This window comes from Streptomyces sp. NPDC088707, from assembly GCF_044752725.1.
Taxonomy (GTDB): Bacteria; Actinomycetota; Actinomycetes; order Streptomycetales; family Streptomycetaceae; genus Streptomyces.
On sequence record NZ_JBIVLV010000007.1, the window covers coordinates 331,535 to 347,001 of the forward strand.

16 protein-coding genes are annotated in these 15,467 nt (G+C 73.4%); 11 read left to right on the plus strand and 5 right to left on the minus strand.

Annotated elements, in window-relative coordinates:
* Positions 1 to 43: 43 nt before the first annotated feature.
* Genes ACIP84_RS22935 through ACIP84_RS22945 form a run of 3 tightly spaced genes read left to right on the plus strand, consistent with a single transcriptional unit; the run spans position 44 to position 1,320 of the window.
* Positions 44 to 577, plus strand: coding sequence for an NUDIX domain-containing protein (locus tag ACIP84_RS22935; RefSeq protein ID WP_355959315.1), 534 nt, complete (start codon positions 44 to 46; stop codon positions 575 to 577).
* 51 nt (positions 578 to 628) lie between these two features.
* Positions 629 to 997 (plus strand): YidH family protein, encoded by a 369-nt coding sequence (locus ACIP84_RS22940; protein ID WP_401800036.1) that lies wholly within the window; start codon positions 629 to 631, stop codon positions 995 to 997.
* Positions 994 to 1,320 carry a DUF202 domain-containing protein gene (locus tag ACIP84_RS22945; protein WP_355959318.1) on the plus strand — a complete coding sequence of 109 codons (327 nt, stop codon included), beginning with the start codon at positions 994 to 996 and terminating at the stop codon, positions 1,318 to 1,320. Before ACIP84_RS22940 ends, ACIP84_RS22945 begins: the two co-directional genes overlap by 4 nt.
* 9 nt (positions 1,321 to 1,329) lie before the next feature.
* Here ACIP84_RS22945 and ACIP84_RS22950 read toward each other — a convergent pair whose 3' ends face one another.
* Positions 1,330 to 2,259: an NADP-dependent oxidoreductase gene (locus ACIP84_RS22950; protein WP_401799802.1), complete on the minus strand. Its 930-nt coding sequence runs from the start codon at positions 2,257 to 2,259 to the stop codon at positions 1,330 to 1,332.
* A 95-nt stretch (positions 2,260 to 2,354) separates the two neighbouring features.
* On the opposite strand from ACIP84_RS22950, the gene ACIP84_RS22955 reads away from it, so the two are divergent.
* Entirely contained in the window at positions 2,355 to 3,284 is a 930-nt protein-coding gene (locus ACIP84_RS22955; RefSeq protein WP_355959320.1) for an MBL fold metallo-hydrolase, read from the plus strand.
* A gap of 146 nt (positions 3,285 to 3,430) precedes the next feature.
* Here the strand turns inward: ACIP84_RS22955 and ACIP84_RS22960 are convergent, their stop codons facing one another.
* Positions 3,431 to 4,870: an enolase C-terminal domain-like protein gene (locus tag ACIP84_RS22960; RefSeq protein WP_401799805.1), complete on the minus strand. Its 1,440-nt coding sequence runs from the start codon at positions 4,868 to 4,870 to the stop codon at positions 3,431 to 3,433.
* A gap of 131 nt (positions 4,871 to 5,001) precedes the next feature.
* Here ACIP84_RS22960 and ACIP84_RS22965 point away from each other — a divergent pair, with 131 nt between their 5' ends.
* Positions 5,002 to 6,024 (plus strand): phosphotransferase, encoded by a 1,023-nt coding sequence (locus tag ACIP84_RS22965; protein ID WP_401799808.1) that lies wholly within the window; start codon positions 5,002 to 5,004, stop codon positions 6,022 to 6,024.
* Between the two features lie 6 nt (positions 6,025 to 6,030).
* A complete protein-coding gene (locus tag ACIP84_RS22970) occupies positions 6,031 to 7,245 on the plus strand; it encodes an acyl-CoA dehydrogenase family protein (protein WP_401799810.1) in 1,215 nt (404 codons plus the stop codon).
* A gap of 119 nt (positions 7,246 to 7,364) precedes the next feature.
* Here the strand turns inward: ACIP84_RS22970 and ACIP84_RS22975 are convergent, their stop codons facing one another.
* Both ACIP84_RS22975 and ACIP84_RS22980 read right to left on the minus strand, forming a co-directional pair.
* On the minus strand, positions 7,365 to 7,958 hold the full coding sequence (locus ACIP84_RS22975; protein ID WP_401799812.1) for a TetR/AcrR family transcriptional regulator: 594 nt from the start codon (positions 7,956 to 7,958) through the stop codon (positions 7,365 to 7,367).
* A gap of 108 nt (positions 7,959 to 8,066) precedes the next feature.
* A complete protein-coding gene (locus ACIP84_RS22980) occupies positions 8,067 to 8,843 on the minus strand; it encodes an SDR family oxidoreductase (protein WP_401799814.1) in 777 nt (258 codons plus the stop codon).
* A 203-nt stretch (positions 8,844 to 9,046) separates the two neighbouring features.
* On the opposite strand from ACIP84_RS22980, the gene ACIP84_RS22985 reads away from it, so the two are divergent.
* The 5 genes from ACIP84_RS22985 (at position 9,047) to ACIP84_RS23005 (ending at position 14,845) form a co-directional block, all read left to right on the plus strand.
* Complete coding sequence (locus tag ACIP84_RS22985) at positions 9,047 to 10,339, plus strand: exo-beta-N-acetylmuramidase NamZ domain-containing protein (protein WP_401799817.1); 1,293 nt, start codon at positions 9,047 to 9,049, stop codon at positions 10,337 to 10,339.
* 118 nt (positions 10,340 to 10,457) lie between these two features.
* Positions 10,458 to 11,801, plus strand: a complete 1,344-nt coding sequence (locus tag ACIP84_RS22990; RefSeq protein WP_401799819.1) for an erythromycin esterase family protein — start codon at positions 10,458 to 10,460, stop codon at positions 11,799 to 11,801.
* A gap of 194 nt (positions 11,802 to 11,995) precedes the next feature.
* Entirely contained in the window at positions 11,996 to 13,264 is a 1,269-nt protein-coding gene (locus tag ACIP84_RS22995; RefSeq protein ID WP_401800039.1) for a serine-threonine protein kinase, read from the plus strand.
* Between the two features lie 214 nt (positions 13,265 to 13,478).
* Positions 13,479 to 14,093 carry a hypothetical protein gene (locus ACIP84_RS23000; RefSeq protein ID WP_355959331.1) on the plus strand — a complete coding sequence of 205 codons (615 nt, stop codon included), beginning with the start codon at positions 13,479 to 13,481 and terminating at the stop codon, positions 14,091 to 14,093.
* A gap of 17 nt (positions 14,094 to 14,110) precedes the next feature.
* On the plus strand, positions 14,111 to 14,845 hold the full coding sequence (locus ACIP84_RS23005) for a 3-keto-5-aminohexanoate cleavage protein (RefSeq protein ID WP_401799822.1): 735 nt from the start codon (positions 14,111 to 14,113) through the stop codon (positions 14,843 to 14,845).
* Between the two features lie 53 nt (positions 14,846 to 14,898).
* Here ACIP84_RS23005 and soxR read toward each other — a convergent pair whose 3' ends face one another.
* Positions 14,899 to 15,381 carry a redox-sensitive transcriptional activator SoxR gene (gene soxR, locus ACIP84_RS23010; protein WP_355959333.1) on the minus strand — a complete coding sequence of 161 codons (483 nt, stop codon included), beginning with the start codon at positions 15,379 to 15,381 and terminating at the stop codon, positions 14,899 to 14,901.
* Positions 15,382 to 15,467 lie beyond the last annotated feature (86 nt).

Here is a 15,467-nt window from a genome sequence, read left to right on the forward strand (position 1 = left end):
GCGGCGCCGCCCCGCGGGCCCGGCGGTTTGCTTGGATGGCGCGATGAGCGCCGCTGAAGAGATTCTCGATGTCGTCGACGAGCACGACCGGGTGATCGGGCAGGCCCCGCGCGGTGAGGTGTACGCGCGGGGCCTGATCCATCGCTGCGTCTTCATCCGGGTCCGGGACGCCGAGGGCCGGATCTTCGTGCACCGCAGGACGCCGACCAAGCTGGTCTTCCCCTCGATGTACGACATGTTCGTCGGCGGGGTCGTCGGCGCGGGCGAGTCCTACGACGAGGCCGCGCTGCGCGAGGCCGAGGAGGAGCTCGGAGTCCGGGGCCTGCCCCGGCCCGAGCCCGTCCTGACCTTCTTGTACGACTCCGCGGGCGTGGCCGGCAAGTGGTGGTCGGCGGTCTACGAGGTGCGGTGCGAACTGCCGGTGAACCCGCAGGTGGAGGAGGTCGCCTGGCACTCCTTCCTGACGGAGGAGGAGCTGGCGGAGCGGCTCGGTGACTGGGCGTGGGTGCCGGACGGGCTCGCGGCGTACGAGCGGCTGCGGGAGCAGGGGGCGGACGAGGTGCGCCCGGCGGGCTGATCATTCGAACGTTAGGGTGCGCGTGTGAGCGATTTCGTACAGAGCCTGCGGATGTGGTTCGCACCGCAGCGGATCCGGGACGAGGGAGACACCCCGGACTACCGGTTCTCCCTCGCCAACGAGCGGACGTTCCTGGCCTGGATCCGGACCGCGCTCGCCCTCGTCGGCGGCGGTTTCGCCGTCGACCAGTTCCTGCCGGACCTGCGCTGGGGCGTCCGGGTCGGGCTCGCGCTCGCGCTGCTCGCGGCCGGGGTGCTGTGCGCGCTGCGGGCGGTGAACCACTGGGTGCGCTGCGAGCGTGCCATGCGGCGCGGCGAGGACCTGCCGGGGTCCCGCTTCCCGGCGGTGCTGAGTCTGGTCGTGGCGGTGGTGGCGGTCGCGATGGTGGTGGTCGTGCTCTTCGGCTGGGCGGAGCGGTGACGGAGGCCGTCTCCGGGATCGACGCGCGTGATCCCGGGCTCCAGCCGGAGCGGACCCGGCTCGCATGGCGGCGGACCACCTTGTCGTGCACGGTGGTGGCGGTCCTCGCCGTCAAGCTGGCCGTGAGCGACGAGATCACCGCCGTGGGGATCACCGGGCTGGCGCTGTCGGCGCTCGTGTGGATCGGGTTCCTGGCCGTCGCCCACCGCCGGATCCGCTCCCTCGGCCCGGCCAGACCGCAGGCCCTCTCCCGCCGGGGCGCGCTGCTCGCGGCCTGCTGCACGATCGCGCTCGCCGTCTTCGGGGCGGCGATGATCTGGTGAGCCGCCGGATCAGGGGACGGTGACGACGACCTTGCCGTTCAGGCCGCCCGCGGCGTTGGCGCGCTGCGCGTCCGCCGCCTGTTCCAGGGGGAACGTCCTGGCCACCCGTACGGAGAGCACGCCTTCGTCGACCAGGTCCGCGAGTGCCGCGAGGTCGACCGGGTCGGGGCGGACCCAGAAGTAGCGGCCGCCGAGGGCCAGGACCTCGCCGTCGGCGATGGAGGCGAGCCGGCCGCCGGCCGCGAGCAGCCCGGCGGAGATCCGCAGGAACGGTCCGCCGATGGTGTCGAGGACGGCGTCCACTCCCTGCGGGGCGAGGGTGCGGACCTGGTCGGCGAAGGTCGCCTCGTCGTAGACGACCGGTTCGGCGCCGAGCTCCGCGACGCGTTCGAGGCCGGCCTCCCTCGCCGCGCCGATGACCCGGCAGCCGAGATGGCGGGCGATCTGCACGCCCATGGATCCGACCCCGCCGGCCGCCGCGTGCACGAGGACGGTGTCGCCGGGGCCGACCGCGAGCGGCTGGTGGAGCGCCTGGTAGGCGGTGAGGCCGGCGAGCGGAAGGGCCGCGGACTCCTCGAAGCCGACCGAGCGCGGCTTGCGGGCGAGGGTGCGGACGGGGGCGGCGACGTACTCCGCGAAGGTGCCCCGGGAGAGGAAGTCCTCCCGGACGTACCCCATGACCTCCTCGCCCTCGGCGAACTCGGTGACGGAGACCCCGGGGCGGACGACGACACCGGCGACGTCCCAGCCGGGGATCACGGGGAAGACCGCGTCCATCATCCCGTCGAGGTACCCGGCCTGGCACTTCCAGTCGACCGGGTTGACCGCGGCGGCCCGCACCCTGACCAGCACCGCGTCGGGGCCGATCTTGGGGTCGGGCCGCTCGCCGTACTCCAGGACCTCGGGTCCGCCGTACCGGCGGTAGCTGATCGCCTTCATGCTCTGACCCTCGATGCAGCGCCGTCGGCCCGCAAGCCGGGGAGACTCTTCCCTGTCCGATCGGGCGCTCACGCCTCTCAACCGGGGGAACCCCAATGTCTGTCACCGAGTCCCACGACGCCTACGCTCCCCACGTGGTCACGCTCGCGCCGAACGTCCACGCCTTCCTCCAGCCCGACGGCGGCTGGTGCCTGAACAACGCCGGCTTCCTCGGCGACGCGCGCGAAGCGCTGCTCGTCGACACCGCCGCCACCGAACGCCGGGCGCGGCTGCTGCGGGAGGCGGTCCTCGCGGCGGGCCTTCCGCTGCCGGGGACGATCGTCTCCACCCACCACCACGGCGACCACACCTACGGCAACGGGGTGTTCCTGCCGGAGGCGCGGATCGTCGGCCACGAGAACTGCCGGAGCGAGCAGCTCGCGGCCGGGCACCAGCTCCATCTGCTGTGGCCCCGGACCGACTTCGGGAAGATCGACATCGTGGCGCCGTCCGTCACGTACCGCGAGCGCATGACCCTGTACGTCGGTGGGACCGAGGTGCGGGTGATCCACCCGGGGCCCGCGCACACGACGGGCGACTCGATCGTGCACCTCCCCGAGCACGGCATCGTCTTCACCGGCGACCTGGTCTTCCACGGCGGGACGCCGTTCCTGCCGATGGGTTCGCTGGCCGGGTCGCTGCGGGCACTCGACCTGCTGCGCTCGCTCGACGCGCCGACGGTCGTCCCGGGGCACGGCCGGGTGACCGACCCCTCGGTGTACGACGCGACCGAGCGGTACCTGCTCCGGGTGCGGGAGATCGCGGCGGAGGGGTACGCGAAGGGGGCGACGCCGCTGGAGACGGCGCGGCGGGCGGAGCTCGGCGAGTTCGCCGCGTGGCGGGAGAGCGAGCGCCTGGTGGCCAACCTGCACCGGGCGTACGCGGAGCTGGCGGGCCTGCCGGAGGCGTCGCCGCTGGATCCGGTGACGGTGTTCGGGGACATGGCGGCGATGAACGGGGGCGTGCCGGTGGCCTGCCACGCCTAGGGCGCCCCCGCGTCGTGGGCAGTCGTCCCTCCCCCGAGGGCTCCCGTCCAGGGGGGACCTCCAGCGGGACGAATGCCCGCACGGCAGGTGGCGAGGGTCGCGGGCGCAGCCCGCGCGGCGGGTGGGGAGGGCGCGGCGGGTGGCGGTCACCAGGTGCGGGGGGTCCAGTCCGGGTTCGCCGCTCGCATGGCCGCGGCGTCGTCGCGGTCCCGGTACCCCCCGTCGTCCTCCCGCCAGCGGCGGTGCAGGGCGGCGAGCGCCTCGCGGTCCAGTTCGACACCCAGGCCGGGGGTGTCGGAGACCGTGAGGCGGCCGTCACGGAAGACGGGGCGGGTGGTGACGACGTCCTCGGTCTGCCACGGGTAGTGGGTGTCGCAGGCGTGGTGGAGTCCGGGCAGGGTGGCGGCGACCTGGGTCATGGCGGCGAGGCTGACGCCCAGGTGGGTGTTGGAGTGCATGGAGAGCCCGACGCCGTACGTCCGGCAGAGCGCCGCGAGTTCGCGGGTGCGCCCGAGGCCGCCCCAGTAGTGGTGGTCGCAGAGGACGATCTGCACCGCCCCCTTCGCGAAGGCCTCCGGGACCTCCTCGAAGGTGGTCACGCACATGTTGGTCGCGAGCGGTACCTCGGTGCCCGCGGCGATCTCGGCCATCGCGTCGGTGCCGCTCGCCGGGTCCTCCAAATACTCCAGCACGTCCTTGAGTTCGCGCGCGACGGCGAGGGAGGTCTCCACGGACCGGGCGCCGTTGGGGTCGAGGCGGAGCGGGCGGCCGGGGAACTCCTCGGCGAGCGCGCGGATCGCGGCGATCTCCTGCTCCGGTGCGAACACCCCGCCCTTGAGCTTGAAGGACCGGAAGCCGTACGCGCGGTCGAAACGGCGGGCCTGCGCGACGACGCCGGCGGGGTCGAGGGCCGCGCCCCAGTCGTCGACGGGGCCGCCGCCGGGGTGGGTGGCCCAGCGGTGGAAGAGGTAGGCGCTGTACTCGACGGAGTCGCGGACCTTGCCGCCGAGGAGGGCGTGCACGGGCAGGCCGAGGGTCTTGCCGAGGGCGTCGAGGCACGCGGTCTCGAAGGCGGAGACGACGGAGAGGCGGAGCTTCTCGGCGGTACGGACGCCGCGCAGACCGCCCGCGTCGACGCCGGCGTCGACGCGGGCGTCGAGGGCGGCTCCGACTCCGGCTTCGAGGGCGGCTTTGTGAACGGCTTGGTGAGCGGCTTCGTCGCCGGTGCCCGATCCCGATCCGGCTGCGGAGCCGGAGCCCGCGCCGGGACCCGCGCCGGGACCCGCAGCGGAGCCCGCGCCGGAGCGGGAGACCCGGCCCGGATCCAGGGTCTCCGCAAGCGCGAACAAGGCGTTCACATCCGTGACCGACCGCCCTGGCAGCGCCTCGGCCAGCGGGCGGGCCAGGTCCAGGTAGACACCGTCGCCGTACGTCTCCCCCAGACCGCTCACACCGCCCCGGGTGATCACCTCGACCACGAGGCGGGGCGTGTACGGCTGGTGAACCCCCTGGACATTGAGGAGAGGCGGGTCGGAGATGAGGATCGGGGTCAGCCGGACTTCGTCGACGATCAGCTTCGCATCCATATGTGAACCCTATTCAGGGATGGGATCGCTGACCAGGGGGCGTCAGACGGTTTCACGACTCCCCCTGGACGACATACCGACTGGTCGGTCATCATGAACGCCGACCGAAGCCGATCCGGAGGTACGCACGAATGAGTTCCGCCCCGCCGCCAGGCCTCGACCCCGAGCAGCTGCGCCGCTTCCTCGACCGCGAGCGCCCCGGCCTGGTGTCCGGCCCCCTCGAAGCCCGGCTGATCGAAGGCGGCCGGTCGAACCTGACGTACGTCGTGACCGACGGCACGGGTCGCTGGGTCGTCCGGCGGCCGCCGCTCGGCCACGTCCTCGCCACCGCCCACGACATGCGCCGCGAGCACCGGGTCATCAGCGCCCTGCACACCACGGACGTGCCCGTGCCGGAGACGCTGCTCCTCTGCGAGGACGACTCCGTGCTCGGGGCGCCCTTCTACGTCATGGAGTTCGTCGAAGGGACGCCTTACCGCTCGGCGGCGGAACTCGCCCCGCTCGGCCCCGAGCGCACCCGCGCCGCCGCCCTCGGCCTGGTCGACACCCTCGTCGATCTGCACGCCGTGGACCCGGCCGCCGTCGGACTCGCCGACTTCGGGCGACCCGAGGGCTTCCTCGACCGGCAGCTGCGCCGCTGGGGCAAGCAGCTCGACGCCTCGCGCGGCCGCGAGCTCCCCGGGATCGACGAGCTGCACGCCGCCCTCGGCCGCGCGCTGCCCGTCTCGCCTGCGCCCACCGTGATCCACGGCGACTACCGGCTCGACAACGTCCTCGTCGACGGGGACGACCGCATCCGGGCCGTCCTCGACTGGGAGATGTCGACCCTCGGCGACCCGCTGACCGACCTCGGACTGCTCGTCATGTACAGCACGCCGCTCGACCTGCCCGACTCCCCCATCTCCACCACCGCCACGGCCCCCGGGCACCCGACCGCCGCCGAACTGGCCGAGCGCTACGCCGCCCGCTCGGGCCGCGACACCTCCGCCCTCGCCTGGTACACCGCCTTCGCCTGGTTCAAGCTCGCCGTGATCCTGGAGGGCATCCACTACCGCTGGACCCTCGGGCAGACCGTCGGCGCGGGCTTCGACCGCATCGGCGAACTCGTCCCCGTCTTCATCGAGCACGGCCTGACCACCCTTCAGGAGGGCTGAACCGCCATGGACTTCGCCTACGACGCGCGCACCGAGGAACTCCGCGAGAAGCTCCTCGCCTTCATGGACGAGCACGTGTATCCGGCCGAGCGGACGGCCGAGGAGCAGCGCGCCCTGCTCACCTCGCCGTGGGACACCCCGCCGGTCGTCGAGGAGCTGAAGGCCGAGGCCAAGCGGCAGGGCCTCTGGAACCTCTTCCTGCCGGACGCGGAGTACGGTGCCGGGCTGACGAACCTCCAGTACGCGCCGCTCGCCGAGATCACCGGCCGCAGCCCGCAGCTGGCCCCGACCGCCCTCAACTGCGCCGCCCCGGACACCGGGAACATGGAGCTGCTCGCCCAGTTCGGCGACGAGGCGCAGCGGAAGCAGTGGCTGGAGCCGCTCCTCACGGGCGAGATCCGCTCGGCGTTCGCGATGACGGAGCCGGAGGTCGCCTCCTCCGACGCGACGAACATCGAGACCCGGATCCGGCGGGACGGCGACTCGTACGTCGTCGACGGCCGCAAGTGGTATATCTCCGGAGCCATGAACCCCGACTGCAGGATCTTCATCGTGATGGGCAAGACCGACCCCGACGGGGCCGACCTCCGCCGTCAGCAGTCGATGATCCTGGTGCCGCGCGACACCCCCGGAGTGGAGGTGCGGCGCGCGATGCAGGTCTACGGGTACGAGGACCACTACCACGGCGGGCACGCCGAGGTGGTCTTCGACGACGTCCGCGTCCCCGCCTCGCACCTCATCGGCGAGGAGGGCGGCGGCTTCGCCATCGCGCAGGCCCGGCTCGGCCCCGGCCGCATCCACCACTGCATGCGGCTCATCGGCATGGCCGAGCGGGCCGTCGAGCTGATGTGCCGCCGGGCGGTCTCCCGTACCGCCTTCGGCAAGACCCTCGCCCAGCAGGGCGTCGTGCAGAACTGGATCGCGGACGCGCGGGTGCAGATCGAGCAGTTGCGGCTTCTCGTCCTCAAGACGGCCTGGCTCATGGACACCGTCGGCAACCGGGGCGCGCACACCGAGATCCAGGCCATCAAGATCGCGACCCCGCGCGCGGTGGTCGACATCATCGACAAGGCCGTGCAGGCGCACGGGGCGGGCGGGGTCTCGCAGGACTTCCCGCTGGCCGAACTGTGGGCGGCGGCGCGGACGCTGAAGCTCGCCGACGGCCCGGACGAGGTGCACCAGCGGTCGCTGGCGCGCCGGGAGCTGAAGAAGTACCTGTAGCCGGCCCGGGCCTCAGCCCAGGCGCACCCACGACGAGAAGCGGCGGTCGACGGCCGCCGCCCGCTCGTCCGTCTCTTCCGCCCCGCCCACGGGCGGGCCGGTTGTCCCCGAAGGGGCCCTCAGGGCCGCAGGGCCCTGAGCAGGAGGTCGGCGAGGTGGCCGGCGACCTGCTCGGGGGTGAGCGGGCCGTCCGGGCGGTACCAGGTGGAGAGGTGGTGCACCGAGCCGAAGTGGTAGTCGACGACCAGGTCGGCGGGGGTCGCAGAGGAGAACACCCCGGCCCGCTGCCCCTCCTCGATCAGGGCGCGGAACCGCTCGTGGTAGCGGCGCCTCTCCGACCTGACCTGCTTGTTCTTCTCCGGGCTGAGGTGGTGCATGGAGCGGAAGAAGATGGCGGCGTCGTCGAGGTTCTCGATGGTGGTGACGACGACGTCGGCGGCGGCGTCGCGCAGCCGGTCCTCGATGGGCGCGTCGGCGTCCGCGAAGGCGTCGAGGCGCTCCTGCTGGAGGCGCAGGACGCGGGAGTAGACCTCCTGGAGGAGGTCCTCCTTGGAGCCGAAGTAGTGGTAGAGCGCGCCCTTGGTGACCCCTGCGGCCTCGACGATCTCCTGGACGGAGGTGCGGTCGTACCCCCGCTCCGCGAAGAGCCGGGTGGCGGCGGCGAGGAGCCTCTGGGGGACGGGTGCGCCGCTCCCTTCCGTCGTCCTGGCCATGCTCCGCCGCCTTCCTTGGTGGTCGTTCTCGGTGGTCGTTCTCGATGATGGTTTTCGGTCAGGGGAACGCGTTCCCGCCGGTAGATCTTCGCATCCGATCGGGTCCGGCTATCGCGTACCCGTCTCCCAGGTCTGCTGGACGTGGTTCATGGTGCCGAGCCAGCGCTCCGGGTCGGTGGCCCGGTTGCGGTAGTAGCCGGCCACCTCGGGGTGCGGCAGGACGAGGAAGCGGTCGGCGGAGATCGCGTCGAGGAGGGCGTCGGCGACGTCCTCGGGCTCGATGGCGGTGGGGGCGAGGACGAGTTCGCCGGCCGTTCCGGCGGCCGTGAGCATGTCCGTACGGACGCCCTGCGGGCAGATGGCGTGGACGGCGAGGCCGCGGTGCCGGTAGGTGAGGGAGAGCCATTCGGCGAAGGCGTACGCGCCGTGCTTGGAGACGCTGTACGGCGCGGCGCCGATCATGGTGAGCAGTCCGGCGGCGGAGACCGTGGAGACGAAGCGGCCGCTGCCGCGCTCCAGCCAGTCGGGGAGCAGGGCGCGGGCCGCGCGGACGTGGGCCATGACGTTGACGTCCCAGGCGGCGGCCCAGACGTCCTCGTCGGCGAAGGCGTCGCCGGGCGAGGAGAGGCCGGCGTTGGCGCACCAGATGTCGACGGTGCCGCCGAGGTCCTCGCGGGCCTCGTCGACGACGGCGGAGGCGTCACCGGGGACGGCGAGGGCGCCGATCTCCTCGGCGACCGCCTTGGTGCGGACGGGGTCGAGGTCGTTGACCACGACCCGGGCCCCCTCGGCCGCGAACCGGCGTGCGAGGGCGGCGCCGATGCCGCCGCCCGCTCCCGTGACGACGACTCCGGCGCCCTGGACCTGGTTCGTGCCCTCGCTCATGGACCCACCTCTCCGCTCGACGGCCTGTGACGACCGCTGTGATGACCTGTGACGACCTGGGGGACGCGGACAGACTAACCAGTCGGTATGGAAAGACGGAAGAGTGTCGGCCGCTTGCCTCGTTCCCGTGGGCGACCAGGACCGCTAGCGTGCGTGCCCATGTCACCCGCCCCGGCCGGGGACGGCGATCGAGGAGGTTTCGCATGGGCCTGTCGCGACGGAGTCTGCTGGCCGCCGGGGGCGCGCTCGGGGCGGTGGCGGCCACCGCGCCCACCGCCTCAGCCGGCGCGTCCAGCGCTTCGACGGGCTCGCCCACCGCTTCGGCGGAGGAGCGGCAGCACGGACACGCGCGCGTACGGACCGGTTTCGAGCGCCTCTCCGGCGACGGGTACGCGCTGCTCTCCGGGGAGCGCGTCGGCGTCGTCACCAACCCGACCGGCATCACGCGGGACGCCCGGCACATCGTCGACGTGATGCACGCCGACGAGCGGGTGGACCTCGTGGCCGTCTTCGGCCCGGAGCACGGTTTCCGGGGCACCGCGCAGGCGGGCGGCTCCGAGGGACGGTACGACGACCCGGCGACCGGACTGCCCGTCTACGACACCTACCTGAAGAGCGGGCAGCCGCTCGCGGACGTCTTCACCGCCTCCGGTGTGGACACCGTCGTCTTCGACATCCAGGACGCCGGCGCCCGCTTCTACACGTACATCTGGACGCTGTACGACTGCATGGTGGCCGCCGCGCTCGCCGGGAAGCGGTTCGTGGTCCTCGACCGGCCGAACCCGGTGACCGGGCGGGCTGCGCTGGGGCCCGTCCTGGACCGGGCGTTCGCCACCTTCGTCGGCCGCGAGCCGATCGCGCAGGCGCACGGCATGACGGTGGCCGAGCTGGCCCGCCTCTTCAACGGCGAGTTCCTCGCGACCCCCGTCGCCCTGGAGACCGTGCGGATGACGGGCTGGCGGCGGACGGACTTCTTCGACGCGACCGGGCTGCCCTGGGTCCCGCCCAGCCCCAACATGCCGACGCCGGAGACCGCACTCGTCTACTCCGGCACCTGCCTCTTCGAGGGGACGAACCTCTCCGAGGGCCGGGGCACCACCCGCCCCTTCGAACTCCTCGGCGCGGAGGGGATCGACCGCCGGTGGGCGGAGGCGGCGAACGCGCTCGGCCTGCCCGGCGTCCGGTTCCGCGAGGCGTACTTCGCGCCGACCTTCTCCAAGTTCCAGGGGAAGACCGTGGGCGGGGTGCAGCTGCACGTCCACGACCGGGAGTCCTTCGATCCGGTACGGGCCGGGATCGGGCTCCTGGTCACCGCCCGGAGCTCGTGGTCCGGCTTCGCCTGGCGGGCGGACCACTGGATCGACAAGCTGACGGGTTCGACGCGGGTACGGACCCTGATCGACGCCGGCGCCGGAGTGGACGAGGTCGTGGGGGCGTGGCAGGCCGACCTGACGGCGTTCCGGGCGGTACGGAGGGAGTATCTGCTGTACCGCTGAGGGCCGTCGCCGCGAGGCCGAACGGGCGGCGGGCAGGGCGGGGGTGGGGTTTTCCCCATGATCGACAGGGGTGCAGAGGGTATGTCCGTGGAATGCCCCGCCGACCAGGCTTGACCCCATGAACCTCTCCGGCACCTCCCTGCGACGTCGACTGCCCCTCGTGGGGCTCCTGCTCGCTGCCTGCCTCGGCTCCCTGGCGCCCGCCGCCGGGGCCGCCGGGCCCCCGGCCGCGCCCGATCCCGCGCGCGAACTCGCCCGCACCGCACAGCCGTTCACCGATCTCCGGCCGCTCGACCGGATGATCGGCTCCGCCAAGGTCGTCGGCATCGGCGAGGCCACCCACAGCTCGGCGGAGTTCTTCACCGCCAAGCACCGGATCTTCGAACACCTCGTGGAGCGCAAGGGCTTCACCACCTTCTCCCTGGAGGCCACCTGGTCCACCGGGCTGCTCGTCGACGAGTGGGTGCGCACGGGCCGCGGCGACATCCGGGCGATCATGCGGGACGAGTTCCAGGAGTCGTACCGCCTCTGGAACACCGAGGAGTACCTCGACCTCTTCCGCTGGATGCGGCGGCACAACGAGCTCCACCCCGGCCACCAGGTCCGCTTCATGGGCAACGACCTCGGCTACGCGGGTGCGAACCTCTTCGACCGCGTGACCTCCTACGTGGCCCGCACCCGTCCCGCGCTCCTCCCCCGCTTCGAGGAGCTGTACCGGAGCTCGCGCCCCACGGGCGAGGTCGAGGAATGGATGAAGGGGTACATGGCCAAGCCGCGCCCCGAGCGGCAGCGGATGGCCTCCGACGTGAACGCGGCGCTCGCCCTCCTGGAGCGGCAGCGGCCCGCGAAGGACCCCCGCGCGCGTGAGGCGGCCCGGTGGGCGGTGCAGCACGCGCGCGCCATCGCCCAGGTCGGCACCGAGTACGCCCACGACATGGAGACGGAGGCGGGGGTCGCTGCGGCGATGCTCTACCGCGACCGGGTCATGGCCGAGAACACCGTCTGGTGGCAGCGTCAGACCGGCGACCGGATCGTGCTCTCCGCGCACAACGGCCATGTCGGCTACGAGACCCCGAAGCCCGACCACTACCCGCGGATCCAGGGCGCCTTCCTGCGGGACGCGCTGGGCCGGGACTACGTGAGCGTCGGCGCCTCCTTCGGGCAGGGGTCGTTCAACGCGCACGACACCGGGGCGCCCGGTGAGCCGCTCCGCCCGTTCACCGTCGGCCCCCTCGGTCCGGACAGCAACGCCCACACCCTGGACCGGGTCTCGCCGACCGCCTTCTACCTGGACATGCGGCGCGCGACGCCGGCCGCACGGGACTGGCTCGCCACCCCCCGGCCGACCAGGGGCATCGGGACGGCGTACCCCTGGCCGGGCGCCGTGCACCAGGCACGTCTCTCCACCGGGTACGACCTGCTGATCCACTTCCCCCGGATCACGGCGGCACGCATCCGCTGAGGCGGGAGACACGGACGGGCCGACTGTGACGGTACGGGAGTCGGCCACGGTCCGTCCGAAAAGGTACGCCTCCCGGTCGAGGTCTGGCCGGGGCCACGCGCGGGCATGCTGGCCCTTGAGCCGCCGCCCGCGCTTGGCGCGTCCGGGTGCGACGGCCACCTCGACGGAGAGGGACGGGCCGGGCCGTGACCGGGATGAGTGTGGAGCCGTACCGGGAGATCACCTTCGACAAGGAGGGTGACGGGCCCGCGGGGCAGCCCGCGGCCCTCGCCGCACTGGCCCGGCAGGGCCTCACCGACCTGGTGGTGTTCGCGCACGGGTGGAACAGCTCCCCGGCCGGCGCCACCCGGCTGTGCTCCGACTTCTTCGAGCCCTTCCCCGGTCTGCTCGCCCCCGGTGTCGAGGCCGGGTACGCGGGCGTGATCTGGCCGTCGATGATGTTCACCGGCGAGCCGGTGCCCGACTACCGGGCCCTCGTGACGGTCCTTCCGGAGAAGGAGCCGGTCCTCGACCGGCTCACCGAACTCCTCGTGACGGCCCCGGCGGACGAGGCGGCGTTCGCCGAGTTCGGCGCGCTGCTGCGGGAGCTGGCGGGCGTGGCCGTCGACGGGGCCGAGCGGGCGGGCGCCGCCGCGCCCCGGGAGCCGGTGCCGCAGTTCCTGGTCGGTGACCCGCTGGAGGTGTGCGCCCTGTTCACCGAGGCCCTGGAGACGGACGCCGGCCCTGCGGAGGGCTTCGATCCTGCGGAGGGCTCCGGTACCGCGGAGGGCTCCGGTACCGCGGAGGGCTTCGGGGAAGGGCTCAGGCGGTACTGGAAGGGGGCCCGGGAGGTCCTGCGGCAGGCCACGTACTACGTGATGAAGAAACGGGCCGGTCGGGTCGGCGAGTTCGGCCTCGGGCCGCTGCTCGGCGAGGTCGCCCGCGCCGCCCCCCGCGTCCGCGTCCACCTGGTCGGCCACAGCATGGGCGCCCGGCTCGTGGCGTACGCGCTGAAGGGGCTGCCGTCGGGGGCGCGCCCGGTCGCCTCCGTCACCCTCCTCCAGGGCGCCTTCTCGCACTACGCGTTCGCGGCCCGGCTGCCACACGATCCCGGGCGCTCGGGCTCGCTGCGGGACCTGCAGCACCGGGTCCAGGGGCCCGTGGTCGCCTGCTACTCGCGGCACGACACGGCGCTCGGTGTGTTCTACCCGCTGGCGTCCCGGCTCGCGGGCGACTCGGCTTCGCTGACCCGGGCCGCCCGTCTGCTCGGTTCGGACGACCCGCGCTGGACGGCGGTCGGGCACGACGGCGTCCAGGCGGTGCCCGGGACGGTCGTACGGCCGCTGGCGAGGGTGCTGCGCGAGGGAGTGCCCGCCTCGGGGTGTGTGAGCGTCGACACGGCGGACGTCGTCCGCTCCCACAGCGACGTCTGCCGCGCGGAGCTGGCCCGGGTGGTGGTGTCGGCGGCGCGGACAGGCAGGTAGGAGGGGGTACGGACGCCCTCCCGAACCTCCTCGGGACCTCACCGTCCCGTCGCCCGCGGCCGCTGGGCACCTCACCGGACTCCTTCGTTCCGCCCTCCCTCGGAGGCCCCTCGGCCCCCGCTGATGGCTGCCATCCGAATTTCGATGGAACACGGCGGGGCGCTCGTTCGTCCCTCTGATATCGCGGAACGACCAGCGACGGAGGTGGCGGGAGATGGCCGGTTTCCGGAGTCTCGCGAGACAGGTGCGCGATCCGGGGTGCGACACGGCCCTGCGCAGGTACTCGCTGCGCAAGTGTCTGGAGCGGTTCGCGCCGTACGGGCACCGGGCTACGTGGGACCACTTGTGCCGCAGGCACAGGTTCGGACCCGAGGACCGGGAGCTCGACCCCGGGCGGCTGATCGCCGCGCTCGACGAGCTGGAGGAGGCGCGGGCCGTGTGGCTCGCGTACGAGGAGGAGTTCGCCGCCCGGCGGCGGCGCGAGAAGCACGAGGGGCTGCGCCGGCTCGGCTCCCTCGACGACTGGCACCGGCGGGTCTGGGGCGGCAACGGCGTGGTGCGGTGCGGCGATCCGGCCGTGCACCCGTCGGACCCGCTGCCCGAGGTGCTGCGGCGGCTGATCACGGCCCTGGAGGGCGACCCGGGCGAGCGGTGCCCGGTGTGCGCGGGGCCGCGCATCGAATGGGCCGGTCCCGGCGACACGTACGAGCCCTGGCTCGGCCCGGTCTGCGGGGACTGCGGGGTGGGCGTGCCGCGAGCGGTCCTCACCTCTGGGGCGCTGGCCCGCGCCCGCGACGAGCGGAACCGCTCGCTGGCGTCGGCGGCGTGAGTCCGCGGGAACCCGACGTGCCGCGGGTCCCACCGGGGGTGCCGCCGCTGCAGGTCTGTCTCAACGGGACGCGGGGGCCCGGGGATTCGGCGGCGGTGCCGATGTCGCCCGCGTCGCTCGCGGAGTCCGCCGCGCGGGCGGTGGCGGCGGGCGCCGGGGAGGTGCGGGTGCATCCCCGGACGCCGTGCGGAGGTACGTCGCTCTCGCCCCGGGTGCTCGGACCCGTCCTGGCCTCGGTCCGGGCGGCGGTGGGCAGGGGCGTGCGGGTCGCGACCGCCGCGGCCGCCGAACCCGACGCGGGGCGCCGGGTGGAGCGGATCCGGTCCTGGGAGGCACTGCCCGACCTGGTGTCGGTCGACTGGCACGAGCCCGGGGCGGAGGAGGTGGCGGCGGTGCTCCTGGAGCGCGGGATCGGGGTCGAGGCCGGGCTGTGGGCCCGTACCGACGGACAGGAACGCTTCGCCCGCTCGCCGCTCGCACCCCGCGTACGACGGGTCCTCGTGAAGGTCCCGTACCCGCCGGCCGTGAACGGGGCCGAGGAGGCCTCCCGCTCCGTCCTGGCGGGGCTCGAACCGCCGCCGGGCGTCCCCGTGTTGCTGCACGGTGAGGACGCCGGTGCCTGGCCGGTGCTGCGGTTCGCCCGGCGGCTGGGCCTCGTCGCCAGGATCGGTCTCGAGGACACCGTGCTGCTGCCGGACGGCACCCGGGCGCGCTCCAACGCGGAGCTGGTCGCCGCGGCCCTCGCGGGCTAGGGTCCTGTCGATCGCGCCGGAGCCGGCCTGCGCGGCACGGCACCCGACAGGGCCTAGGCGGCGTCGCCGCCCGGGGCGGGGTTGCGCACCGGCAGCAGGCGGGAGCCCGCCATCCGCTCGCCGAAGGCGTCGTCGGGGTTGGACAGCACGCAGGTCTCCAGGGAGAGACAGCCGCAGCCGATGCAGTCCGTCAGGTGGTCGCGGAGCCGGCCGAGCTGCTTGATGCGCTCGTCCAGCTCGGTGCGCCAGGCCGCCGAGAGCCGGGCCCAGTCCTCGTTCGTGGGCGTGCGCTCCTCCGGGAGCTGGGCGAGGGCCTGGCGGATCGTCGCCAGCGGGATCCCCACGCGCTGCGCGGCGCGGACGAAGGCGACCCGGCGGAGCGTGTCGCGGCCGTAGCGGCGCTGGTTGCCGGTGGTGCGGCGGCTGCTGATGAGTCCCTTCGCCTCGTAGAAGTGGAGGGCGGAGACGGCGGCCCCGCTCCGGGCGGAGAGCTGGCCGACGGTGAGCTCGTGGATCTTCTCTGGAATCTGCGGCACCCCGTGACCCTACTGGTCCGTTGACAGCGGACCGCTCACCCCACATGCTGAGCAAGCGCTTAGATACCGACCGTTGGGTATGCCGT